A 20,812-nucleotide genomic window follows, 5' to 3' on the forward strand; every position below is an offset into this window, starting at 1 on the left:
CGTCTCAGGCCTCCGGATGCCGGGCGCGGCTGGGCTGCACCCGCGGCGGCTCGCCCGGCATCTTGGGGAACTCCGGGGGGAACGGCAGCTCGCCGAGCCCGGCGTCGAGGTCGCGCTGCCACCAGTCCAGCAGCGTGTCGACCCGCCCCGGGGCGTCCTGCAGACCGGCCCACGGGTCGCCGAGCTCACGGAGGCGTCCGGGCACGGTCCGCACCGTGAACGACGACGGTTCCACGCCCGCCTCGAGCTCGTCCCACGTCAGCGGCGTCGACACGGGCGCGGCGGGCAGCGCTCGGGCACTGTAGGCGCCGGCCATGGTGCGGTCGCGGTTGGCCTGGTTGAAGTCGACGAAGACGCGCTCGCCGCGCTCCTCCTTCCACCAGTTCGTCGTCACCCGATCGGGCATCCTCCGCTCCAGTTCACGCGCCGCCGCGATCACCGCGTGCCGCACGTCGAGGAACTCGTGGCTGGGCTTGATCGGGCAGAACACGTGCAGCCCCCGGTTCCCGCTCGTCTTCACGAAGGCGGTGAGCCCCGCTTCGGCCAGCACGTCGCGCAGCGCGGGAGCCACCGCGGCGGCATCCCCGAAATCGGTGCCGGGTTGCGGATCGAGGTCGATGCGCAACTCCACCGGGTTGTCGGTGTCGCGCGCGAGCGAGGCCCAGGGGTGGAACACGACGGTGTTCATCTGCACCGCCCACACCACCGCAGCCGCCTCGTTCATCACGACCTGCGGATGACGCCTGCCGCTGTTGTACGTGCAGACGACCTGGTCGACATAGTCCGGCGCCCCCTTGGGCGGGTTCTTCGAGAAGAAGCGCTCGCCGTCGATGCTGTCGGGGAAACGCTCGAGCGAGATCGGTCGATGCCCGTTCGCCCGCAGGAACGGTTCCGACACCGCCAGCACGTAGTCGGCGTACTCGTGCTTGGTGATGCCCTCATCGGGCCACAGCACGCGGTTCGGGCTCGATACGCCGACCTCACGGTCGCCGTGGGGTCCGGGCACGGTCAGGGTGATGCGCTCGCTCGCCATGGCCCGACCCTAGGGGTCGGCGCGCACCCGAGGTACCCCCTGGACAGGCCGCGAGGCGATCACGCGGAGATCCACGATCCGGCGGATGCCGCAGCGCGCAGCATCCGCAGAATGCGAGATCCCCTCGGGATCAGCGGTCCGAGTCGGAATCCGGCGCGGGCTCGGAGCCGCCGTCGGCGGGGGTCGTGGCGGCCGCCGGGGCCTCCTCGGGATCGTCCGCCCGCACCAGCACCGGACCGAGGTCGGCTCGGTCGACGTGGATCCACGGGCCGCCCGGATCGACGATGACGCCGGTGAGCTCGGGGTTGCCGATCAGCGCGCGCGCGATCTGCGCTGCGGTCACCGGCACCGGCCGGTCGCCGCGCTGCAGGACGAGGACCTCGAGCGGGTGCGAGTAGACCTCGAGGCGACGCTCTCCCGACGCCGTGCGCGACTCGGCGAGACCGATCTGCCCGCTGTCCGCCGCGGTTCCGGCCGCCACCCACAACGGCGCGGCGGCGAGAGCCGTCCCGACGGCGCCCGGGGTCTGCGCGTCGCGCGGACCGGCGAGGAGGTTCTTGATCGTGAAAGCGGGGTCGCCCTCCTCGAAGGCCTTCTTGATGAGCGGGGCCGGGAGCACGATGCGCGAGCCGGCGACGGCGTGGTCGATGATGAGACCCTCGTAGGGCCCCTCGATCGCGTTGCGGAACACGCCCGCCACGGGGAGCCCCAGCGCCGACGTGTCGCGGTCGCCGTCCGCCTCGACGCTCGCGCGGAGCGAGGCACCGCCCGTGAAGGCGAGCAGGAAGCGCGCGCCGTCGACGTGGGAGACGGCGAGCGTGATGGGCTTTCCCTCCGCCGTGAGCGCGCGAGCGTCACCCCGGACGCGGACGTACAGCGTCCCCTGCATGCTCTGACGCATGACGTTCATGACGTCGACGTTGCCCGGCTGCTCGGGCAGCACCGTCAGCGCGGCCTGCACGAGGGTGTTGTCGGGCATCCCGCTCACCGTCTCGGTGCGCGCCGGGGCCTCGGCGGGCGGGCGGGTCGTCGACCGCTGCGGCTGCGCGGGCGGGGCCGGCCGCGCGGGCGCGCCGAACGTCGACATCGAGATGCCGACGTGGGGCACGACCTCCGGCGCGGGCTCGACGACGTCTGCTGCGCCGCCGTTCTCGGCACCGGTGACCTCGTCGTCGACCGCGTCGGTTGCTGCAGGCTGGCTGGTGGTGTCTCGCGCAGAGCGCTTGAAGATCGCCATGCGTCGAGCCTAACCCGCGGGCCCGCCGGGAGCTCGGCGGGCGTCAGAGCTTGACGATGGGTGCGATCTTGATGAGCAGCTTCTTGGCCCCCGCCGAGTCGAAGCGCACGTGGGCTACGCGCTTGGCGCCCTCCCCCGTGACGGCGTCGATCCGCCCCTCTCCGAAGTCGTCGTGCCGGATGCGATCGCCGGGTGCGAGCTCGAGGTCGCCGTTGTCGCGCACCTTCGCGGGGATGCGATTGGCGAACTTGGCGATGTCGCTCGAGGGCTCGCGGCGCGGAAGCGGCACGAGGTCGTCACCGTAGCGTTTGCCCGCGCCGCCGGAGCCGGGGGCGCGACGTGCGTTGAGCGCACGGGACTGCATCCCGCCGCGCGAGTTCACGTCGCCGGGCGACTGCCGCCAGTCGATGAGGTCATGCGGGATCTCCTGGAGGAACCGGCTGGGCATCGCCGCCGACACCTCGCCGAACTGGGCGCGGGTCATCGCGAGCGAGAGGTGCAGGCGCTTGCGTGCGCGTGTGAGCGCGACGTAGAACAGCCGGCGCTCCTCCTGGGGGCCCCCGGGCTCACCGGCCGAGATCCGGTGCGGGATCAGGTCCTCCTCGACGCCGGTGACGAAGACCGCGTCGTACTCGAGCCCCTTGGCCGTGTGCATCGTCATGAGCGAGACCGTGCCCGACGCGTCGTCGAGGTCGTCGGCATCGGCGACGAGCGCCACCTCGGTGAGGAAGTCGAGGATCGTGCCGTCGGGGTTGTTGCGCGCGAACTCCCGGGTCACGGCGACGAGCTCGTCCAGGTTCTCGAGACGGGCCTCGTCCTGGGGGTCGCGGCTCATACGCAGGGCGTCCATGTACCCCGACTTGTTCAGCAGAACGTTCAGGCCCTCGGTCACCGCCGTCGGGGGCGCCACCTCCCCCGAGCTCGGCAGCATGATCTCGGTCGCCTCGGCGAGCACCGCGTCGAGCTGGCTGATCGCCGCCTGGATCTTCGGGCCCACGCCCAACGCCGAGGCATTGGCCAGGGCGTCGCGGAAGGTGATCTGCTGGTCGGCGGCGTACCGCGCGATCGACGTCTCGGTCACATCGCCGATGCCGCGGCGGGGACGGTTCAGGATGCGGCGCACCGCGAGCTCGTCGGCCGGGTTGGCCACGGCCACCACGTAGGCCAGGGCGTCCTTGATCTCGGCTCGGTCGTAGAACTTCGTGCCGCCCATGATCTTGTACGGGATGGCGGCGCGGATGAAGATCTCCTCCAGCGCGCGCGACTGCGAGTTGGTGCGGTAGAACACCGCCATCTGCGAATACGGCACCGAGGAGCGGTGCAGCGCTTCGATCTCGTCGGCGACGAACTGCGCCTCATCGTGCTGCGAGTAGCCGGTGAACCCGACGATCGCGTCGCCCGCGCCGACATCCGTCCAGAGCTTCTTGTCCTTGCGGTCGAAGTTGTTCGCGATGACCGCGTTGGCCGCCGACAGGATGTTCTGCGTCGACCGGTAGTTCTGCTCGAGGAGCACGACCTTCGCCCCGGGGTAGTCGCGCTCGAACTCGGTGATGTTGCGGATGTCTGCCCCGCGGAACGCGTAGATCGACTGGTCCGAATCGCCGACGACCGTCAACGAGGCGCCGTCGATCTCGGGCGCCGTCTCGGGCTCGAAGATCATCATGCCGCCCGCGGAGAACGAGTCTCCCGCGGAGCCCTGCACCGGCCGCGTCAGCTCGTGGATGAGCGCGTACTGGGCATGGTTGGTGTCCTGGTACTCGTCGACGAGGATGTGCCGGAACCGCTTGCGGTAGACGTCGGCGACGTTCGGGAAGGCGCGGAAGAGGTACACCGTCTGGGCGATGAGGTCGTCGAAGTCGAACGCGTTCGCGCGCTGCAGCGACGACTGGTAAGCGGCGAACATCTCGACGAAGACGCGCTCCGCGGGGTCGGACATGTTGGCCTGGCGCGCGTACGAGTCGGCGTCGGCGAGCTCGTTCTTGAGCTTCGAGATGCGGCTCTGCACGCCCGCGGGGGTGAGCCCGAACGCATCGGCCTCGTGCTCCTTGACCAGCCGCTTGATGAGCGCGCGCGAGTCGCCGGAGTCGTAGATCGTGAAGTTCTTCGTGAAGCCGAACTGCTGCGCCTCGCGGCGGAGGATGCGCACGCACGCCGAGTGGAAGGTCGAGATCCACATGCCCTGCGCGCTGTCGCCGATGAGCTGCTGCACGCGCTCGCGCATCTCCCCCGCCGCCTTGTTGGTGAAGGTGATCGCGAGGATCTGGCTCGGCCACGCCTCGCGTCCGCGCAGCAGCGAGGCGATGCGGTGGGTCAGCACCCGGGTCTTGCCCGAGCCGGCGCCGGCGACGATCAGCAGCGCGGGACCGCGGTAGGTGACCGCCTCGCGCTGAGGCGGATTGAGCCCCTCGAGGAGATCGGCGTCGGGGCGGCCGGCGTCGGAGGGAACGGTCGCGGACGAGCCGACGATGACGGGCTTGATGGGCTCTGGCATGGCCCTGCAATTCTAGGCGCGGGCACCGACGCTGCCTCCCCTCGCCGATGTCGCCGCCGGGCGATAGCGTCGGCGGCATGGATGCACGGGTCACCTTCATCACGTTGGGCGTCCGCGATCTCGCGGCCACGCGCCGGTTCTACGTCGACGGGCTCGGCTGGGAGCCGGCGTTCGAGGCCCCCGGCGAGGTGATGTTCGTGCGCGTGGGGCCTGCCGTGATGCTGTCGCTCTGGGACCGGGCGGCCTTCGAGGCCGAGATCGGCGCGACCCAGACCGGCCCCGGCGTCCCCCCGGTCGCCCTGGCGCACAATATGCCCGACGAAGCCGGAGTCGACCGGGTGATCGCGGATGCCGCGGCAGCGGGTGCCGAGATCGTCGCGCTGCCGGCCCGCCGCGAGTGGGGCGGCTACTCGGGGTACTTCGCCGATCCCGACGGGTTCCGCTGGGAGATCGCGTACAACCCCGGTCCGCTCGGCGTCGAGCTCATGCGCGACGCCGGGCTGGCCTGACGTTCGCGGCGTGGACATCGAGCTCGTTCTGCCCGAGCTGCGCGAGCCGATGCGGCGCGCTCAGCTCACCGCGCCGCGATGGCTGGTGCGCCTCGCGGTCCGGGTGATGCCGGTACCCCGCTCCCGCAGCGTGCGCGTGTCTCGAGCACGCGCGGCATCGGCGGGACTCCGGGTGTACCTCCCCCGCGGCGCACGGTCGGGCGCGGGCCTGCTGTGGATCCACGGCGGCGGGCTCCTCTTCGGCGACGCACGGCAGGACGAGGCGCTCTGCCTGTCGACGGCCGAGCGCCTGGGAATGGTCGTCGTGTCGGTCAACTACCGGCTGGCGCCCGAGCACCCCTTCCCCGCCGCGCACGACGACGTGGCCGCGGCGTGGGCCTGGTTCGTGCATCACGCCGGTGAGCTCGGCGTCGACCCGCACCGCCTCGTGATCGGCGGCGAGAGCGCGGGAGGCGGGCTCGCGGCTGCGCTGGTGCAGCGGGTGCGTGACGAGGCCGGCGTGCAGCCCCGCGGCCAGTGGCTGTTCGCGCCCATGCTCGATGACCGCACGGCGGCGCGGTCGGAGCTCGACGACCGGCGGCACTTCGTGTGGGACAACGCATCGAACCGCGAGGGCTGGACGGCGTATCTCGGGAGCCCGCCCGGGTCTCCCGACGTGCCGGCCTCGGCGTCACCGGCTCGGCGCAGCGACCTGTCGGGCCTGCCGTCGACCTTCCTGACGTGGGGCGATATCGAGCTGTTCGCCGAGGAGGACCGCGCGTACGCCGACGCCCTCCGGGCCGCCGGCGTCCCGGTGACGACCGATGTGGTCACCGGTGCGCCGCACGGCTTCGAGAACTGGGGGAGGAAGGCGCCGGTGGCGCAAGCGCTGATAGCGCGTGCGCAGGACTGGCTTCGGACGACCGTCCACGACGCCGGGTGACGAGGCGGCGTCACACGCGGTAGCACGGCGACCCCGGCCTTCACAACGCTGGCGCTCGTCCGCGGGGGCGTCGTAGCGTGGGGATCATCGCGGCGATCCGGGTGGTCCCGGGCATCGGCTCATAACCGATCGCGTTGCGGGTTCGACTCCCGCCGTCGCGTCCAACCGGAACTGGTCTCGTTCCCGCTCTATGACTGGCAGAGCGCTCGCCGACCTGACTTCGTGGACACACTGTGGACACTATTTGGACACAACCGCAGCAATGCGTGCCTGATCGAGGGCCATCGAAACGGCATCGATGTCGTCATCGAACAGGTCCGCGTACACGTCCAGCGTCATGGCCGCGGAGGCGTGTCCGAGGAGCTTCTGCACCGCTTTCGGGTTCGCTCCCGATGCGATCGCCAAAGACGCAGCCGTGTGCCGAAGATCGTGGATCGTCATCCGCTCGAGGCCCGCCTCGGCGAGCGCAGCGACGAACCACGAACGTGACGCACCCGACGTGCGCGGCCGCTGCAGGTGCTCGAGACCACCACCAAACAGGAGCGCGTCACGGGGCTTCCCCTCGCACAGCTTCGCGATCGGCATCACGAGGAACGGCGGGAAGCTCACCGACCTGCGCTTGTGCGTCTTCGGCGTTCCGACGTGAACCTCAGCGCCGACCCTCACAGCGTTCTCCGACACCGACAGGCGTCGCCGCAGCGTGTCCACGTCACGCACCCTCAGCCCCGTGAGCTCACCCCACCGCATGCCCGTGTACGCCGCCACGTAAATCACCGTCGCCCGCTCCGCGCTCCCCCGACCCGCAGCAGCCGCCAGACGGTCCACCTCCGCGTGCGTGAGGTACCGGTGAGGCTTCGACACCTTCCGGGGCAAAGCGACGCCCCTGGCAGGGTTGTGCGCGATCCTCCGGTCCCTAACCGCCACCTCGAGCACCGATGCCAACGCGTTGTGCGCTCGCGTCACCACCGTCGCGCTCTTCGGGCGCCCCGCGAGTGCCTCGCCGCGCTTCCCGGGCGTCCGCGACTCCGGCGCCGTCCCGGCCGACAACTGACGCACCCACTCGACGACCGCCGAATGCCGCACAGCCGACACCTGCACCACACCCCACCGCGGTTCCACGTACACGCGCCACGCATCCGAGACGGCCCGGAACGTCGACGGTTTCAACGTCGCCGACTTCGACGCCAACCAGTCTCGACCCAGATCACCGACCGTCACCCGCGCGCTCGCCGGGTCGATGAACTCGCCCCGCGCGATCGACACGTCGACGTTGGCCAGGAACAGCTCAGCGTCCCGCTTCGTTTTGAAGCCCCGCTTTGACGTCTGCTTCCGCTCTGGCGTCCGGTATCGAACGCGATAACGCCGGCCTTCGCTCGTCGGGTACGCCTCAACCGTCCCCATCTTGTGGCCTCTCTCGAGGGGCGGTCGCATCCCGAGCCGCCTGCACAACGCGTCGAACCAGGGAAGCAAGCTCCGCCTCTGACACGACGTGGTCGAAGTAACCAGCTCGGCGCGCTCGAGCTATCCAGTTGGCAGCGGTCCGCCGCTGCATCCCGAAGAACTCTGCCACGGCTTGGCCAGGGTTGTCCGATGCGATCTCGGCCGACCTGTAGAGCATCGCGATGTTCAGCAGCGAGACAGCGTCGGGCACGGCGAAGTCGCTGATCGGGGACGCTTCGCGTGCGGCCGAGAGAGCATCGACTGCATCCGACCTCACCATCCGCTCGGCTGGCTCCATCGCGCTCAACGCGGTGGCCCTGACGACTTCCTGCACGCGCACGGTGCGCAGAAGAGCACCCGTAATCTCGGGCCCGTCGAGCGGAGCACGCAGGTCGAGTGCGGTGAGCCGGTAGCGGCCAGCATTCGCGCTGTACTCGATCGAGACATTCGCCTCGATCACCTGGCCCTCGGCCAGCGCGGAAACGGTGTCCGGGCCGAGCCGCCATCGTCCGCGCACGACTGGGAAGACGCGCAATCCAGGAGCGACAGTGATCGGCTCGCCCTCTCGGTCGATGTTCTGCTCAGGCATTTCGTTACCGTACCAGGGTTCATGTTGTTGACATGAGTATGAAAGTCGGCCTATCGTCGTCCTTACATACCCGTGTCATGGACATGAAAGGGACCTCAGATGAACGACGACGATCTTCTCACCCCGGCCGAGGCGGCGAAGCTGCTGCGCATGAACGTGCCGGCGCTCGCTCAGCTGCGCTACCGAGGCGGGGGCCCTGTGTTCCGTCGACTCACTGCCCGCACGATCGTCTACAAGCGCCGCGACCTCATGACGTGGGTCGAGAGCTCTGGCCACACCCGCACCGACGCCCCGCTCAAGGCGACGGCGTGACCACAGAAAAAGGCCCCGGGGTCGAGCCGGGGCCTGAGATCGATAACCCTCGAGAGGAACCGACGATGACCACAGTAGACCACCGGACCGACACCTCGCGGTACGTCGACGCGCTTGTCTCCACGCCTTCGAACGGCACGCCCGAGCCCAGACGACTTCACCTCGCGCCCACCGCGAGCATGGTCCGCCTGCACGACGCGATCTCCCCTGAGGAGCTTCGAAGCCTGCCCGTCCGCGTTTCCCACACCACCAGTCAGCTCGGAGTCCAGACGTACAAGGTCGGCGCGCACGACTCCTACCGGGAAGCATGGGGGCTTCGCGTCAACCTCGACCCGCGACACCGCGCGATCATCATCGTGCTCGCTCACGGCGCCACGACCGGCGACCTGCAACGTGCTCGGGAAGCGGCCCGGCTCATCCGTGACGGACAGAAGTCGGACGGCTGGGAAGAGGTCAGTCTGCCTCGGGAAGGACGCGCCCTCGTGTACAAGCTCACCCTCGAGTCTGGCGACGTCGCGACAATCGACCCCGACCCGGTGCAGCCCTGCACCGAGGAGGGCTGCGCTGAGGTGTGGCACGGCATCCACGACCGCCACATCATCGCTCAGGCACATCGCTCGTTCGGCGACCTCAGCACCTACCAGATGGAGGTCTCGAAGCCCGTCATGGACGACGACGAGGAGGGGTACCGTCTCGTCGTCTACATCGACGACTTCGCCGGCGACCAGGTCGCTGCGGCCGCTCTCATCGCCGATCTGCAGCGCATGGGAGAGAAGCTGAACCAGGCGCGCGCGGCGGGTCGGCTGAGCGGCGCGGCATGACTCACGTCGGCGCTGAGCTCCTGTGGCTGCGCTCCCGCGCCCGCCTGACACTCGAGGAGGCCGCACGGGCAGCAGGCGTGACTCCGGGTCGCCTCGCTGCGGTAGAGAGCGGCGTGGAAGCAATCACGCCCGCCAGCGCGGTCCGGTTAGCCGGCTCGCTTGTCGAAGTCATCCGAGCACGCTTCGAAGCCGCACAGCCCGCCCCCTCCCTTCCCCCTGCCGACCTCGCCGCGATCCTGTTCGTGCTCCGTGAGAACGGACCCAGCACGCACAACGAGATCTACGCCGCCTACGTCCAAACGACCGCGCACCCCCGCCTCGCCGAGGACTGGGTGCGATGGGCCGTCAGCCACCTCCACCAGGCCGGCTACGTGACGTACGACTCCATCGCCGGCCGCGGCCCTCACGGGCGACGAGCACGCCGATGGATGCTCATCACACCCGCCTCCCCCGACCCGATCGATGCGACGGCATGACGAACAGACACATCCCCTCGGCGAGCGCACGAGCGAACGCTGCGCTCGCCGAGGTCTGCACGCCGGAGGAGTCATGATGGGCGCAGGTCTCGCGCTACAGGCGTTCGCCGTCGCCGATCGCGTCGGCCTCGGGCACCCTGCCACCCGCCTCTACGTCTACATGGCGACGGTGGCGATCGACAGCGATGCTGCGCCCGCTTTCTGGGGCGGGCGCGATGCCCTCGCCCAGGCGATCGGTAAGAGCGGCGGCGCCGGCCATTCTGCGGTGAAGCGAGCCATCCAGGAGCTCACGACGGCCGAGCTCATCACCGCTGACAACCAGGCCCACCGAGGCATGTCCGCGAGGTACCTCATGCGCGACGGTGCAGGCAGCTCACTCACCCCCAAAGGGGACCGCTCAACGACCCCCTTGTTATCCACACTGGGGACCGCTGAGCGGTCCCCTTCCTCCGAGAAAGGGGACCGCTCAGCGACAGAAAGGGGACCGCTCACCGGTCCAAAGGGGACCGCTCACCGGTCCCCCGAGGAGGAAGAGGAAAAAGAGGAGGAGCTACGCGCACGCGCGACCCCCACCCTTCCCCTCGATGGCCTCGACTCCCCCGCTTATCCGACGCAGTGCGAGAAGCACCAGAACGGACCGAACTCGTCACCGTGCTTCGCGTGCGGTGAGGCACGCAAAGACCACGCGCGCCGTGACGGCGCCGCCCGTCGACGCGCACGCCCCGCCGCACTCAAGCACCGCATCATCGACGGCCGCCGCGTCTGCGACAACCGCCCCCACGTCCCCACCCGTGACGGCAGTTGCATCAACTGCGAGATCCGACCCGACGACCTCACCCTCACCCTCACCCCCGAGGTGCTGACCGCATGACCATCACCGACCCTCAGGAGCCGCCACCGTACGACTGCCGCGCTCGCCGACACAAAGTCATCACCGCGGACCGGATATGCGTCCTGTGCGGCGCACGCGGCGTCACCGACGCCCTCCGGACCACCACACCCCCGCTCGACCTCAATGACCAGCCCTAACCACCCATGGCGCTCGCCGAGGGTGTCCGACCCCGAGAGAAGAATCATGACCGAACCGACCGAGTTCCTCGCCCACACCGCGGACGACTGTGCCGCGGACCGTGTGGACGTGACCGAACACGAAGAGCAGGACATCACCACCCTGCATTGCGTCGACTGCGGCGCACACGCCGCGTACAAGCCTGACGGCACACAGCTTGCCCAGCCCGATCAGGGCGGGGCGATGACCGGCGTCAAGCAGGGCGCCGCATACGACGGGATCGGGTTCACCATCCCCACCGGCAACGAGGGCTCCAACGCACAGCGCGAGTGGAAGAACCTTCTCAAGAAGAACGGACACTGACCATGCCTCAGCACGGCGAATATCGAGCCGGAGTCGGCTTCTACGACAGCACGATCAAGGGCTGGGTCAAAGACCCTGCCAAGCTCCCTGAGGTCATCGGCGACCGCACCAAGCTGCCGACCAGCGTGCCCGACTGGGTGAGCGGGAAGGCGAGAAGTTTCAAGGAGAATCCGCAGATGGAGCGCCTGATCCAGTTGCGGGACTCAGACAAGGCCGACGACCGGGCGAAATATGAAGCCGTGGCGAAGGGCAACCTCCGCATGGCAGTCGGCAACTACGAGCAGGCCAAGACGGCAGCGGCCGAGTGATGGCGATCGACGCGCTCGACCCCGGCCCGAACGGCGACTACCCACACCTGGACATGACACTGCAGCCCACCGGCCTCCGCACTCAGACCGCCCCGGACGGCACGAAGGTGCGAATCGACGTCGAGGCGACCGGGCCAGACGGGCGCCGCGTGTCCGAGCTCAATCCGCAGCAGGACTGACCCCGTGAACCTCCACGCTGGGCGTGAACGTCACCGCCTCGTGCGCCATGAGCGAGGGCCACGGATCGAAGGCAGCGAGCGCGTTCCTTTCACCGCCACGACCCGCCTGCGCCCAGCGTGGACCCCTCATCTAACCGACACCACCGGAGTGACCAATGGACAACTACGAGACATTGAAAGCCACTCTCATCGCGGCGATCCGAGCCAACGACTTCGGGTCTGCGTACACCGCGTGGACTCGTCTCCACAGCACCCCCGACGCTCCTCACGCCGGCGCCTTCGTCGACTGGATCATCGATCACGGCTCCCACGCCGTGACTGGCGGCCGCGCCTGATGACCCTCCCCGGAGGGGTGGGGGCACCCCCTCGCGCCCCTCCGGTCAGGACCGCCGGGGATGGCAAAAAAGCTCCGTACGGGTTCCCCCGTTCATGCTCTATGCCGTCAAACCCGTACAGTCTCGCCGACCGCCGTCTCGAAAATCCCACCTGACCGGGGGCTCGTCCGCTACGAGCCACCGTGCACCCGAAAGGAGCCCCGCCTCTTGGTCAACCGCGTCAACATGAATCAGCCGGAAAAGAACGTCAGGCAGCTGTGGAACGCCATCCTCGACCTGCAGACCATGGTCTACGGACGCTCATCCTCAGTGACCCGGGGGCGCTTTCGCTTCGCCGGCAACGAATCGCTACTCGTCCAGGGATCGCAGAAGGTCGAGGGGTGGCTCGTCGTCACCGGCACCGAGCGGGTCACCGGCACGCTCGAGGTGCAGGGCCGGCTCATCGCATCGGGCGCCATCGGCCTCACCGGCCCGACGAGCATCACCGGCAGTACCACCATCGCCGGCGACGTGTCACTCAAGGGCACTATGGCCGTCGACGGCGGCGAGATCCAGGTCAAGGGCGGCGACTCCCCCGCCACCCTCCGGGACGGAGCTATGTCGTTTGCGACCGGCGGCAAGGTCGAGGCCGACGCAGCATCCGGCGGCGTCCGCCTCGCGGCCGGGTCCGGGAACAAGGTCTACGTCGGCGACGGCATCGTCGCCGTGCAGCTCGCCGGCGGCGGAACCCTGACCATCACCGAGGGCGGGACCACCATCAACGACCCGAACGGCGTCACGGTGAGTAGCGATCTCCGCGTCACGGGCGCCACCACCGTTGATCGAACCGATACCGTGACCGGCGTCGAGTCGAACGCCTACATTGATCCGGCGACTGGCCGCATACAGCGCATCCTCTAGTCGAGGTAGCAGAGCGAGTTCTCGGCGACCTTCACGAGGACTCGGTTGTTCTCGTCAGCGTCCTCACCTTCGCCGCCGAGCGGGCGCACGTCGGCGGGGTCGGCGCCCGCTGCGATTTCCTCGCACGCGGTGTAGCCAGCGGCGAGCCACTCGGTATCGTTCGGCTCGCCCCCGCCCCACCAGGTGCCCGCGAGGCTCGCGAGGTAGAACTCCTGGGCGGTCATGTCGCCCCAGTGGGCAGGGCTGTCAGTCGCGAGGGGCGACGACGCCTCAGCGGAAGGCGCCTCGGCGATCAACGGCTCCGCGCTTTCGATCGGCTCGTCAACGGCGGGAGCGGAGCACCCTCCCAGCACGGCGACCAGGACAGCGGCTGTGGCCGCGTGAGCTGCGCGCTTCATCGCTTGTTCGTCTGCGCGTAGTTGCTGAGCGCTCGCCGAATGACGTCGCTGATGTTCTCTTGATTGGCCTCTGCCGCCGCTTTGGCAGCCGCCCAGAGAGAGTCCGACACTCGGACATTGCGGGAGGTCATCGGCTTCTTCGACACAGCTGATAGCGTAACGCCAAACGTAGGTACAAACACAAGAGAACGGCACCCGTGGTCGGAAACATGAACTTCGAATCCCCTCAAGACCCACCACAGGTCGAGGAAAGTCTCGCGCCCATCGCCTACGAGCTCGCGGTGATCCGCGAGCGCATCGTCAACGAGGTGGGGGCTATGAGGCCATCACCCAAGAAGATCGAGGCAGCTTTGAACGGCATGCAAGAGGTCTTGCAGGCCGTCGTGGTCGCGATCTACAAACTCGAGACAGGCGACCGGCCTCTGCTGCAGTCCGAGAAACGTGCCTTCCGGCTGGACGACGGAGAGCCGCCGCTTCGAGACTGAGATCCTGGGGCGCCACGGCGGTCGAACGCGATGATGCCGATTCGCCCAAGAAATGTTGGCGCGCCTCACTCCGGCACCCGCCTTGCACCACGATGATGACAACCACCAAGATCCATGTGGGTGGTCGGAGGTAACCTGTGATCATGCGGGCTCACGATGACGACCTGGCGCTGCTCGCGCTGGCGATGCGCCCAGGCTTCTCTTGGGCGCAGACGCGTCTGCGGATAGAGCAGCTCGGGTCACCGCTGGCCGTCCTCGATGCGGCCTACGACGGCCAGCTTGTCGTCAGCGACCGTGAGGAAGAGCTACACGCTGCGGCAGAGCAGCTTGCCAATCTGAGTGAGCGTGGAATCCACGTCGCAGTGATCGGGGGGGACGACTACCCGGCCGCTCTGCGGACGGTTCACGATGCACCGCCCGTCCTGTACTGGCAGGGCTCGCTTTCACCTCTCGACGCCAACGCAGTCGCCATCGTCGGGACACGGGCCCCGTCGTCAGCCGGAGCCACCTTCGCTCGAGATCTCGCATCGAACCTCGCTGCGGAGCACATACCAGTCGTGAGCGGCCTCGCCCGAGGCGTCGACACCGAAGCCATGCGCGCCTCCCTTCGCGCGGGAGGTCGCACCATCGGTGTGATCGGCACTGGCCACGGCGTCTACTACCCCCGCGAGAACACAGCACTACAGGACGAGATCGCTGCGTCCCATCTGCTCCTCTCTCAGTTCGCTCCGGGGTCATCCGCGACTAAGAAGACCTTCCCGATGCGGAACGTCGTAATGTCCGGTTTCTCGTCCGCAACGGTCATCGCTGAGGCCGGGGAGACGTCAGGCACACGCATCCAGGCGCGGGCTGCGGTGAAGCATGGTCGGCCCCTGATTCTGAGCGAGCGCGTCGCCGACAGTGTGGCGTGGGCACGCGAGCTGATCTCCACGGGCTACGACGTCTCGGTAGCTCAGGACGCCGCAGACGCCGCACAGCTCGTTCTCCAGCTCCACAGGCGGCGAAGCGAGACTGCGGCCGGCTGGTCGCTCGGCTCCCTACTGTCAGCGTGACGGCGCCCTTCCTCGACGACCTCGAGAGGACCATCCGAGGGGCGTACCGGAACGTCCCGCAGTTCCATCCAGGTCTCTGTCGAGACTGCACGGCTCCCACCACCTCGCCGGACTACCTGCGATGCGTCGCATGTGACGGGCACATGGCGCAGCCATACCCGCGTGCCACCGGCGGCTCCATCGCGCTGAGCTGGGCACCGATGGACTCCCAGGGGTACCAAGATCTACGTCAGTACAAGGAGCCCGGGGCGACGCCCGACCAGGTCGGGCGACTTCGGACGCTGTTCGGGCTCTCGCTCACGCATCACCGCGAGTGCATCGTCCGCACGATCCCCGGGCGCCCGTTCGGTGTCGCACACGTGCCGAGCACGAGCGGCACACGTCCAGGCCCGCATCCCATTGAGACCCTGCTCCTTCCGATGCTGTCGAATGAAATCCCCCGCACAGTCCCCGTGTTCGTTGGACCGCCAGAGACAGACCGGAATGCTCGGCGGCAGATGAATCCGGACAACTGGTCGGTGGCTCCCCCCGCCCATGGCGTCGATCGAGTGTTGGTCATCGACGACTCTTGGGTCACCGGCGGTCACGCCCACTCCGTCGCCTCGGCATTCGAACGCATCGGCGTCGCCGCGCGCATCATCGTCCTCGGGCGGGTGCTTGACCCGACCCGCAACGACCACGGACGGTACCTTCGCGAGCACCCCGCGGAGCCCTTCGATAGCCGGCGTTGCCCCATCCACGGAGAAGTCCACGCCTGAGCGCCGGACACACCGTGGCCACCACCTGGCCACAACCGTGCCACCCCCACCGAGATCCCACAAGTGCGTAGCACCCCCAAACTGCCCGTAATTACGCGGATACTCCGCTCAGCCCGCCTCAGCAGCTGGGCCAGACGGCGGGTTCGACTCCCGCCGTCGCGTCTACCGTGAACGCAGCGTGCATCGCCGCGCAGCGCGTCACCCGTCCAGCTCGTCGAGCCGGCGCAGCGCCTCGCGCGCCCGCTCGAGCCGATCGGCCTCGGGCTCGTCCCACCAGTACGGACCGCGCTCCCCCAGCCCGTGCTTGGCCAGCCCCACGCGCTCGCGCGCCGCCGCGACCGCGTCGTCGTCCCCGCGTCGCTTCGCGGCCCCGACCGCCGATCGCCCTCGGTCGAGGTGGGACGTCAGTGCCGCGACGACCTCGGCGGGCAACGACGGATCGGTGCGCCGCCACCGCCGTCCGTCGACGACGAGCCAGCGCTCGGAGTCGTCCCCGGAATCGACATCGGCCACGCACTCAGTATGAGCGGTGGCCGATGTCGGTGGTGGGCGTTCGATCAGACGGGGCGGTACTCCGCGCGCATCGGGCAGTCGAACGGATCGCGCGCGGCGAGGCCGACGCGATTGAGGTAGTCGATGACGATCGCGTACGAGCGCCACAGGCTGGTCTCGGTGTACGGGACGTTCAGCGTGTCGCACTGCTCCTTGACGATCTCGCGTGCGCGCGCCAGCGCGGGGCGGGGCATGTTCGGGAACAGGTGGTGCTCGATCTGGTAGTTCAGTCCACCCATCAGCCAGGTGGCCCACCAGCCGCCGCCGATGTTGCGCGAGGTCCGCACCTGCTTGGTGAAGAAGTCGAGCTTGGCGTCGGGGGCGATGATCGCCATGCCCTTGTGGTTCGGGGCGAACGAGGCCCCCATGTAGAGCCCGAACACGGCTACCTGCACACCGAAGAAGGCGAATGCCATGCCGAGTGGGAGGAAGACGAACACCGGCGCGACGAAGATGGTGAAACGCGCGACGATCAGGCCGACCTCCTGCCAGCGCTTCTTGACCGTGCCACGGCTGACGAGGTGGCGCACCGACAGCGCGTGCAGGTTCAGGCCTTCGAGGAGCAGCAGGGGGAAGAAGAACCACCCTTGACGCTGCGTGATGAATCGGCGGACGCCGCGAGCGGTGGCCGCATCCTCCTCGATGAACGAGATGGTGTCGATCTCGATGTCGGGGTCCTTGCCGACCTTGTTCGGGTTGGAGTGATGCCGGGCGTGCTTGGTGGTCCACCACGACAGGCTCATGCCCACGACGCCGACGGCGAGGATGCGGGCGAGGCGGTCGTTCGCCGGACCCGACGCGAGCACCTGACGGTGGTCCGCCTCGTGGGCCAGGAACGCGACCTGGGTGAAGACGATGCCCAGCGCTGCGGCGATGAGCAGCTGGAACCAGCTGTCCCCGAGCAGGATGAAGCCCGTCACGCACCCGCCGAGGGCGAGCAGCAGAGCGAACCCCACCAGGCCGTAGAACCAGGGAGTGCGTCGGAGCAGGCCCGACTCGCGGACCACCCGCGACACATCGGTGAACGCTTTCGCCATCGGGGGGAACTCATCGGTTCCGGCATACGTACGGCGGATGGGGCCGAGACGCGACTCGACGACGGTTGAAGCGATGGGAGCACCTGCTGACTCGATCAAGACCGGTGAGGTCGGGGAGCCGCGAGCGGATGCCGACGACTGAGGCTCACACTACGGTGCGGCTCATCGCCGCTGCGGTATATGGGCGGACTCCCCGGCAACGTACGGTAACTCCTCAGCCCGCGTCGAAGACGCCCCCGCCGCGAGGCGTGTCGGGCGGTTCGGGCACGACGTAGAGGCCGGAGGGCGAGTTCGCCGTGTGGGTCAAAGCACCGAGCCACGCCCGGTTGAGCGAGGGCGTGCGCCCGCCGTAGTACTTGAAGACGAGACCGCAGCCCGGATGCAGCCACACCGTGGTGCGACCGTCGCCGATGCTGACGTCGTCCTTCCAGGTGAGGGTGAAGGCCTCGCCGCGACGCAGCTTGGTGGTGATCACCGTCTGCAAGTGGGCGAGAGTGCGATCCTCGAAATCGGCTCGGATCTGGTTCTCGTAGATGAAGCGGCCCATCGGAACTCCTTCCCGTCTCCCTCCCGACCCTAGTGAAGTCGGCGACCCGGGAGAACGCCCCTTGCGTCCCGGCCGAGGGTGGGTAGTCTCGGCTGGCACGGCCGGTTGTGTCGTCGGAACGAAAGGGCGGGTGCCGTGGCCAAACGCGTCGACGTCTTCTATGGCGGGCGTCTCTACAGTGTCGGCGGTCGCGATATCGACGACATCCGGGCCGAGATCGGCGATGCCCTGGTGCGCGGACACGGGTGGCTCACGGTCAACGACGGTGAGGGCGTCGCCCAGTCGACCGAGCTCCTCATCACGCCGGGCGTGGACATCACCCTCGCCGCCCTGCCCGGCGACGCTGCCTGAGCCCCGGCCCGAGGGCGCGGGACAGGTGACGGTTCGGATCGTGGCCGCGAAAGTCAACCCCCTCCCTCCATCCGGCTGAATCGACCGATCCTGCGATCGCACAGGAGAGCTGTGCGCGTCGCGGCCTGTGCGCGCGCGGAACGGACAGTTCCACGCGGCCCCGCGATCGGATCGCGGAAGCTTGTGGTCGCGCCGCATACGGGCGCGCAAGGAGGAATGTTGGGCAGGTTCGTTTACGACGGCAGCAACCGGGTCGAGATTGAGGACCGCACCCTCGCGCACCTTCAGATGACGATCGGTGCGAAGCTCCGCCGCGGGGAGGCCTTCTTCTTCACGTGGAAGGACGACACCAGCGTCGGCAAGGGACGCACGACGGTGTGGATGCACGCCGGCGCATCCCTCGTCTTCACGTTCCACGGCAGCCGGACCCCGGCGATCAATCGAGCGTGGCTCGAGGCGCTGATGTACACGGCCAACTCGCCCACCGGACTCTACGTCGTCCCCGAGCCCGCGGAGACCCCGACCGACAAGCTGGTTATTGAGTAGCGAGCCGGCGCGCCGGGGGCTGCAGACAGACGACCCCGACCGCGCCCAGCAGTCCATGAGCTCCCTCTACGAGACGGAGCTCTCGCTCTCGGTCGACTCCGCCACGTCGTTCCGCTACGAGATGGCCGCCCTCGCGCACCCGACGGCCGCCACGGCGGCGGTGCGCTTCACCGGCACGATGCGCACCTCCACGCGGTCGTTCCCGCGGCTCATCGCCGCCCATGCCGCCCAGGGCCGGCACCGCTGGCAGATCGGGGGCGAGTCGGGGGACGGCCGGACAGCGTTCATCGTGCCCCCGGACACCGAGTTCTCGGCCGAGTTCGGACACCTGCACCTGCGCACGTTCAGTGTCACCACCGAGGTGATCGAGCACGTGCTCCGTGCGCTCTTGGGCGACGAGCCGCGACGCATCCAGTTCTCCGGACTCAACAAGCGGGCCGGCAACCCGCGACTGGTAGCCGAGACGCTGCGCTTCCTCGAGGCGACCGCCCTGGCCGACGGCAAGGTGGCCGCCTCGCCCTTGATGCGCTCGCAGCTCATGCATCAGGCCGTCGCCTCCCTCGTCACCGCGTTCCCGCTCATCGATGCCGACGAGACCGACCAGCGGCGCCCGACAGCTCGCGCGGTGCGCCGGGCCGTGGCGTTCATGGAGGAGAACGTCGGCAACCCCATCAGCATCGGCGACATCGCCGTCGCCGCGGGCACGTCGGTGCGGGCCCTGCAGAGCGCGTTCCACAAGGCGTACGAGATCCCGCCGAGCACCTATCTGCGGCGGTTGCGCATCGAAGGCGCGCATCACGAGCTGCGCGCAGCCCACCCCGGTTCGGCCACGGTGCGCGACGTCGCGATGCGCTGGGGCTTCGCCCACACGGGCCGGTTCGCCCAGCTCTACGCCGCGATGTACGGCGAGCATCCCTCGCACACGCTGCGCCGCTGACGCTCGCGCCTGATCGGCGGGGGGCTCAGCCGGAGCGGGGCGGCGTCTGCTCGGACTGATCGGGCAACAGGATCCACACGCGCGCCCCGCCGGCGGGCGATTCGTCGAGTCCGATGCGTCCGCCATGGGCCTCGATCACCCGGCGGCACGTCGAGAGGCCGATGCCGAGGCCCTCGGCCTCGATGTCACCCCGCTCCATGAGAGCGAAGACCCGCTCGCGGTCGGCGACCGGCACACCCGGGCCGTTGTCGTCGACGGTGATGCGCCAGCCGCCGTGCACCGGATGCGCGACCACGGCGACCTCGGGCACCCTCCCGGCGGCGGCGGTGAACTTCAACGCGTTGGCGACGAGATTCTGCAGCACCGCGCGCAGCAGGGTCGCATCGCCGACGGGCTCGATGTCGACGTCGACGCGGACACCGGCACCCGAGCCGGCGATCGAGGCGTCGAGGTCCTCGATCACCGCGTTCACGACGGCGGCGAGGTCGATGCGCGAGCGCTGCGGGCTCGCGCCGCCGGCCCGGGCGTAGGCGAGGATGTCCGAGATCATGTCGTTCATCCGCTCGGCGGCCGACTCGGCGCGGGCGAGCACGCGCGCGACATCCGGGGCGTTGTCCATGTCGGGGCTGTCGATCGCGAGCTCGAGGAACCCGCTGAGCGCCGTGAGGGGGTTGCGCAGGTCGTGACTGATCTGCCCGGCGAAACGGGAGAGCTGATCGTTCGACGAGCTCAGCTGGCGGCTGATGCGGCGCAGCTCGAGCAGGTCCACGACCTGGTGGGCGAGCAGATCCAGAGCCTCGCGACGGGACTCGTCGAGGTCGCCGACGGACTCATTGAAGACGCACAGGGTTCCGATGGCGACGCCGGCCGGGGTGATGAGCGGACTCGAGGCGTAGAAGCGCACATGCGCGACCTCGCCGGTGACGAACGGGTTGGTCGCGAACCGTTCGTCGAGCCGGGCGTCGGGCACCACGACCCGTCCGGGGCGCGCGATGACCGCCGCGCACATCGAGTCCTCGCGGGAGCAGACGGCGGGCTCGAAGCCCACGGCCGCGATCTGGTGCTGCGAGCGGTCGTCGATGATGTTGATGACGGCGGTGTCGACGCCGCACACCGTCGCAGCCAGGCGCACGATGCCCTGCAGATCGGGCGAAGGCGCCTCACCGATCACGTGGTACGCGTCGATGGCCTCGCGGCGGGTGATGTCGAGTTGAGAGACCATGGC

The 20,812-nt window shown here is 68.9% G+C and carries 28 protein-coding genes and 1 tRNA gene; 18 read left to right on the forward strand and 11 right to left on the reverse strand.

Features of this window, described 5'->3' with window-relative positions; translation table 11 throughout:
* Positions 1-4: 4 nt before the first annotated feature.
* The 3 genes from ligD to HW566_RS06000 all read right to left on the reverse strand — a co-directional run bounded on the left by ligD (position 5) and on the right by HW566_RS06000 (position 4,761).
* Positions 5-1,033 (reverse strand): non-homologous end-joining DNA ligase, encoded by a 1,029-nt coding sequence (gene ligD, locus HW566_RS05990; RefSeq protein WP_178011252.1) that lies wholly within the window; start codon positions 1,031-1,033, stop codon positions 5-7.
* 130 nt (positions 1,034-1,163) lie between these two features.
* Positions 1,164-2,270 (reverse strand): SseB family protein, encoded by a 1,107-nt coding sequence (locus HW566_RS05995; RefSeq protein WP_178011254.1) that lies wholly within the window; start codon positions 2,268-2,270, stop codon positions 1,164-1,166.
* Between the two features lie 43 nt (positions 2,271-2,313).
* On the reverse strand, positions 2,314-4,761 hold the full coding sequence (locus tag HW566_RS06000; protein WP_178011256.1) for an ATP-dependent helicase: 2,448 nt from the start codon (positions 4,759-4,761) through the stop codon (positions 2,314-2,316).
* Positions 4,762-4,838: 77 nt separating this feature from the next.
* Here HW566_RS06000 and HW566_RS06005 point away from each other — a divergent pair, with 77 nt between their 5' ends.
* The 3 genes from HW566_RS06005 to HW566_RS06015 all read left to right on the forward strand — a co-directional run bounded on the left by HW566_RS06005 (position 4,839) and on the right by HW566_RS06015 (position 6,356).
* Positions 4,839-5,270 (forward strand): VOC family protein, encoded by a 432-nt coding sequence (locus HW566_RS06005; RefSeq protein ID WP_178011259.1) that lies wholly within the window; start codon positions 4,839-4,841, stop codon positions 5,268-5,270.
* Between the two features lie 10 nt (positions 5,271-5,280).
* Positions 5,281-6,192: an alpha/beta hydrolase gene (locus tag HW566_RS06010; protein WP_256728889.1), complete on the forward strand. Its 912-nt coding sequence runs from the start codon at positions 5,281-5,283 to the stop codon at positions 6,190-6,192.
* 88 nt (positions 6,193-6,280) lie between these two features.
* Positions 6,281-6,356, forward strand: a tRNA-Met gene (locus tag HW566_RS06015).
* A gap of 76 nt (positions 6,357-6,432) precedes the next feature.
* Here HW566_RS06015 and HW566_RS06020 read toward each other — a convergent pair.
* Positions 6,433-7,623: a site-specific integrase gene (locus HW566_RS06020; protein WP_256728890.1), complete on the reverse strand. Its 1,191-nt coding sequence runs from the start codon at positions 7,621-7,623 to the stop codon at positions 6,433-6,435.
* Positions 7,580-8,221, reverse strand: coding sequence for a hypothetical protein (locus tag HW566_RS06025; protein ID WP_178011261.1), 642 nt, complete (start codon positions 8,219-8,221; stop codon positions 7,580-7,582). Before HW566_RS06025 ends, HW566_RS06020 begins: the two co-directional genes overlap by 44 nt.
* A 99-nt stretch (positions 8,222-8,320) precedes the next feature.
* On the opposite strand from HW566_RS06025, the gene HW566_RS06030 reads away from it, so the two are divergent.
* The 9 genes from HW566_RS06030 to HW566_RS06065 all read left to right on the forward strand — a co-directional run bounded on the left by HW566_RS06030 (position 8,321) and on the right by HW566_RS06065 (position 12,924).
* Positions 8,321-8,533, forward strand: coding sequence for a helix-turn-helix domain-containing protein (locus HW566_RS06030; protein ID WP_178011263.1), 213 nt, complete (start codon positions 8,321-8,323; stop codon positions 8,531-8,533).
* Positions 8,534-8,598: 65 nt separating this feature from the next.
* Positions 8,599-9,354, forward strand: coding sequence for a hypothetical protein (locus HW566_RS06035; RefSeq protein WP_178011265.1), 756 nt, complete (start codon positions 8,599-8,601; stop codon positions 9,352-9,354).
* On the forward strand, positions 9,351-9,830 hold the full coding sequence (locus tag HW566_RS06040) for a helix-turn-helix domain-containing protein (protein WP_178011266.1): 480 nt from the start codon (positions 9,351-9,353) through the stop codon (positions 9,828-9,830). The genes HW566_RS06035 and HW566_RS06040 overlap by 4 nt, the downstream gene beginning before the upstream one ends.
* A gap of 73 nt (positions 9,831-9,903) precedes the next feature.
* Positions 9,904-10,701: a hypothetical protein gene (locus HW566_RS06045; RefSeq protein WP_178011268.1), complete on the forward strand. Its 798-nt coding sequence runs from the start codon at positions 9,904-9,906 to the stop codon at positions 10,699-10,701.
* A 204-nt stretch (positions 10,702-10,905) separates the two neighbouring features.
* The gene (locus HW566_RS06050) at positions 10,906-11,202 is read left to right on the forward strand and encodes a hypothetical protein (protein ID WP_178011270.1); all 297 of its coding nucleotides are present in this window, start codon (positions 10,906-10,908) and stop codon (positions 11,200-11,202) included.
* A gap of 2 nt (positions 11,203-11,204) precedes the next feature.
* Positions 11,205-11,510 (forward strand): hypothetical protein, encoded by a 306-nt coding sequence (locus HW566_RS06055; protein WP_178011272.1) that lies wholly within the window; start codon positions 11,205-11,207, stop codon positions 11,508-11,510.
* Positions 11,510-11,689 (forward strand): hypothetical protein, encoded by a 180-nt coding sequence (locus HW566_RS06060; protein WP_178011273.1) that lies wholly within the window; start codon positions 11,510-11,512, stop codon positions 11,687-11,689. Before HW566_RS06055 ends, HW566_RS06060 begins: the two co-directional genes overlap by 1 nt.
* Positions 11,690-11,844: 155 nt before the next feature.
* Positions 11,845-12,024, forward strand: coding sequence for a hypothetical protein (locus HW566_RS15945; protein ID WP_218621651.1), 180 nt, complete (start codon positions 11,845-11,847; stop codon positions 12,022-12,024).
* A gap of 225 nt (positions 12,025-12,249) precedes the next feature.
* Positions 12,250-12,924 (forward strand): hypothetical protein, encoded by a 675-nt coding sequence (locus HW566_RS06065; protein WP_178011275.1) that lies wholly within the window; start codon positions 12,250-12,252, stop codon positions 12,922-12,924.
* Here the strand turns inward: HW566_RS06065 and HW566_RS06070 are convergent.
* Positions 12,921-13,322 carry a hypothetical protein gene (locus HW566_RS06070; protein ID WP_178011277.1) on the reverse strand — a complete coding sequence of 134 codons (402 nt, stop codon included), beginning with the start codon at positions 13,320-13,322 and terminating at the stop codon, positions 12,921-12,923. The two genes, HW566_RS06065 and HW566_RS06070, sit on opposite strands and share 4 nt — an antisense overlap.
* Positions 13,319-13,468 (reverse strand): hypothetical protein, encoded by a 150-nt coding sequence (locus tag HW566_RS06075; RefSeq protein WP_178011279.1) that lies wholly within the window; start codon positions 13,466-13,468, stop codon positions 13,319-13,321. Before HW566_RS06075 ends, HW566_RS06070 begins: the two co-directional genes overlap by 4 nt.
* 63 nt (positions 13,469-13,531) lie before the next feature.
* Between HW566_RS06075 and HW566_RS06080 the strand changes: the two genes are divergently transcribed.
* The 3 genes from HW566_RS06080 (at position 13,532) to HW566_RS15950 (ending at position 15,617) form a co-directional block, all read left to right on the forward strand.
* Positions 13,532-13,807, forward strand: a complete 276-nt coding sequence (locus HW566_RS06080) for a hypothetical protein (protein ID WP_178011281.1) — start codon at positions 13,532-13,534, stop codon at positions 13,805-13,807.
* Between the two features lie 143 nt (positions 13,808-13,950).
* Positions 13,951-14,859 (forward strand): DNA-processing protein DprA, encoded by a 909-nt coding sequence (locus tag HW566_RS06085; RefSeq protein ID WP_178011282.1) that lies wholly within the window; start codon positions 13,951-13,953, stop codon positions 14,857-14,859.
* Positions 14,860-15,002: 143 nt separating this feature from the next.
* Positions 15,003-15,617, forward strand: coding sequence for a hypothetical protein (locus HW566_RS15950; protein ID WP_218621652.1), 615 nt, complete (start codon positions 15,003-15,005; stop codon positions 15,615-15,617).
* A gap of 198 nt (positions 15,618-15,815) precedes the next feature.
* Here HW566_RS15950 and HW566_RS06090 read toward each other — a convergent pair whose 3' ends face one another.
* The 3 genes from HW566_RS06090 to HW566_RS06100 all read right to left on the reverse strand — a co-directional run bounded on the left by HW566_RS06090 (position 15,816) and on the right by HW566_RS06100 (position 17,753).
* Positions 15,816-16,130, reverse strand: a complete 315-nt coding sequence (locus HW566_RS06090; RefSeq protein ID WP_178011284.1) for a biopolymer transporter Tol — start codon at positions 16,128-16,130, stop codon at positions 15,816-15,818.
* A gap of 44 nt (positions 16,131-16,174) precedes the next feature.
* Positions 16,175-17,305: a fatty acid desaturase family protein gene (locus HW566_RS06095; RefSeq protein ID WP_372955790.1), complete on the reverse strand. Its 1,131-nt coding sequence runs from the start codon at positions 17,303-17,305 to the stop codon at positions 16,175-16,177.
* A gap of 115 nt (positions 17,306-17,420) precedes the next feature.
* Entirely contained in the window at positions 17,421-17,753 is a 333-nt protein-coding gene (locus tag HW566_RS06100) for a DUF7882 family protein (RefSeq protein ID WP_178011288.1), read from the reverse strand.
* A gap of 135 nt (positions 17,754-17,888) precedes the next feature.
* Between HW566_RS06100 and HW566_RS06105 the strand changes: the two genes are divergently transcribed.
* From HW566_RS06105 to HW566_RS06115, 3 genes are all read left to right on the forward strand, one after another.
* The gene (locus HW566_RS06105; protein WP_178011290.1) at positions 17,889-18,104 is read left to right on the forward strand and encodes a hypothetical protein; all 216 of its coding nucleotides are present in this window, start codon (positions 17,889-17,891) and stop codon (positions 18,102-18,104) included.
* Positions 18,105-18,323: 219 nt separating this feature from the next.
* Complete coding sequence (locus tag HW566_RS06110) at positions 18,324-18,650, forward strand: DUF7882 family protein (protein ID WP_178014730.1); 327 nt, start codon at positions 18,324-18,326, stop codon at positions 18,648-18,650.
* A 55-nt stretch (positions 18,651-18,705) separates the two neighbouring features.
* Positions 18,706-19,587: a helix-turn-helix domain-containing protein gene (locus tag HW566_RS06115; protein ID WP_178011292.1), complete on the forward strand. Its 882-nt coding sequence runs from the start codon at positions 18,706-18,708 to the stop codon at positions 19,585-19,587.
* 25 nt (positions 19,588-19,612) lie between these two features.
* On the opposite strand, the gene HW566_RS06120 is transcribed toward HW566_RS06115, so the two are convergent.
* The gene (locus HW566_RS06120; protein ID WP_178011293.1) at positions 19,613-20,809 is read right to left on the reverse strand and encodes a sensor histidine kinase; all 1,197 of its coding nucleotides are present in this window, start codon (positions 20,807-20,809) and stop codon (positions 19,613-19,615) included.
* Positions 20,810-20,812 lie beyond the last annotated feature (3 nt).

The organism is Microbacterium oleivorans, from assembly GCF_013389665.1.
Lineage (GTDB): Bacteria > Actinomycetota > Actinomycetes > Actinomycetales > Microbacteriaceae > Microbacterium > Microbacterium oleivorans_C.

Bases quoted from the DNA above. Each gene is read 5' to 3' on its own strand.
- HW566_RS06030 (WP_178011263.1), top strand. From the start codon at position 8,321: ATGAACGACGACGATCTTCTCACCCCGGCCGAGGCGGCGAAGCTGCTG.
- HW566_RS06005 (WP_178011259.1), top strand. From the start codon at position 4,839: ATGGATGCACGGGTCACCTTCATCACGTTGGGCGTCCGCGATCTCGCG.
- HW566_RS06025 (WP_178011261.1), bottom strand. From the start codon at position 8,221: ATGCCTGAGCAGAACATCGACCGAGAGGGCGAGCCGATCACTGTCGCT.
- HW566_RS06085 (WP_178011282.1), top strand. From the start codon at position 13,951: ATGCGGGCTCACGATGACGACCTGGCGCTGCTCGCGCTGGCGATGCGC.
- HW566_RS06120 (WP_178011293.1), bottom strand. From the start codon at position 20,809: ATGGTCTCTCAACTCGACATCACCCGCCGCGAGGCCATCGACGCGTAC.
- HW566_RS06080 (WP_178011281.1), top strand. From the start codon at position 13,532: ATGAACTTCGAATCCCCTCAAGACCCACCACAGGTCGAGGAAAGTCTC.
- HW566_RS06045 (WP_178011268.1), top strand. From the start codon at position 9,904: ATGATGGGCGCAGGTCTCGCGCTACAGGCGTTCGCCGTCGCCGATCGC.
- HW566_RS06055 (WP_178011272.1), top strand. From the start codon at position 11,205: ATGCCTCAGCACGGCGAATATCGAGCCGGAGTCGGCTTCTACGACAGC.
- HW566_RS06100 (WP_178011288.1), bottom strand. From the start codon at position 17,753: ATGGGCCGCTTCATCTACGAGAACCAGATCCGAGCCGATTTCGAGGAT.
- HW566_RS06065 (WP_178011275.1), top strand. From the start codon at position 12,250: ATGAATCAGCCGGAAAAGAACGTCAGGCAGCTGTGGAACGCCATCCTC.
- HW566_RS06000 (WP_178011256.1), bottom strand. From the start codon at position 4,761: ATGCCAGAGCCCATCAAGCCCGTCATCGTCGGCTCGTCCGCGACCGTT.
- HW566_RS06050 (WP_178011270.1), top strand. From the start codon at position 10,906: ATGACCGAACCGACCGAGTTCCTCGCCCACACCGCGGACGACTGTGCC.
- HW566_RS06070 (WP_178011277.1), bottom strand. From the start codon at position 13,322: ATGAAGCGCGCAGCTCACGCGGCCACAGCCGCTGTCCTGGTCGCCGTG.
- HW566_RS15945 (WP_218621651.1), top strand. From the start codon at position 11,845: ATGGACAACTACGAGACATTGAAAGCCACTCTCATCGCGGCGATCCGA.
- HW566_RS15950 (WP_218621652.1), top strand. From the start codon at position 15,003: ATGGCGCAGCCATACCCGCGTGCCACCGGCGGCTCCATCGCGCTGAGC.
- HW566_RS06040 (WP_178011266.1), top strand. From the start codon at position 9,351: ATGACTCACGTCGGCGCTGAGCTCCTGTGGCTGCGCTCCCGCGCCCGC.
- HW566_RS06035 (WP_178011265.1), top strand. From the start codon at position 8,599: ATGACCACAGTAGACCACCGGACCGACACCTCGCGGTACGTCGACGCG.
- HW566_RS06020 (WP_256728890.1), bottom strand. From the start codon at position 7,623: ATGCGACCGCCCCTCGAGAGAGGCCACAAGATGGGGACGGTTGAGGCG.
- HW566_RS06115 (WP_178011292.1), top strand. From the start codon at position 18,706: ATGAGCTCCCTCTACGAGACGGAGCTCTCGCTCTCGGTCGACTCCGCC.
- HW566_RS05995 (WP_178011254.1), bottom strand. From the start codon at position 2,270: ATGGCGATCTTCAAGCGCTCTGCGCGAGACACCACCAGCCAGCCTGCA.
- ligD (WP_178011252.1), bottom strand. From the start codon at position 1,033: ATGGCGAGCGAGCGCATCACCCTGACCGTGCCCGGACCCCACGGCGAC.
- HW566_RS06060 (WP_178011273.1), top strand. From the start codon at position 11,510: ATGGCGATCGACGCGCTCGACCCCGGCCCGAACGGCGACTACCCACAC.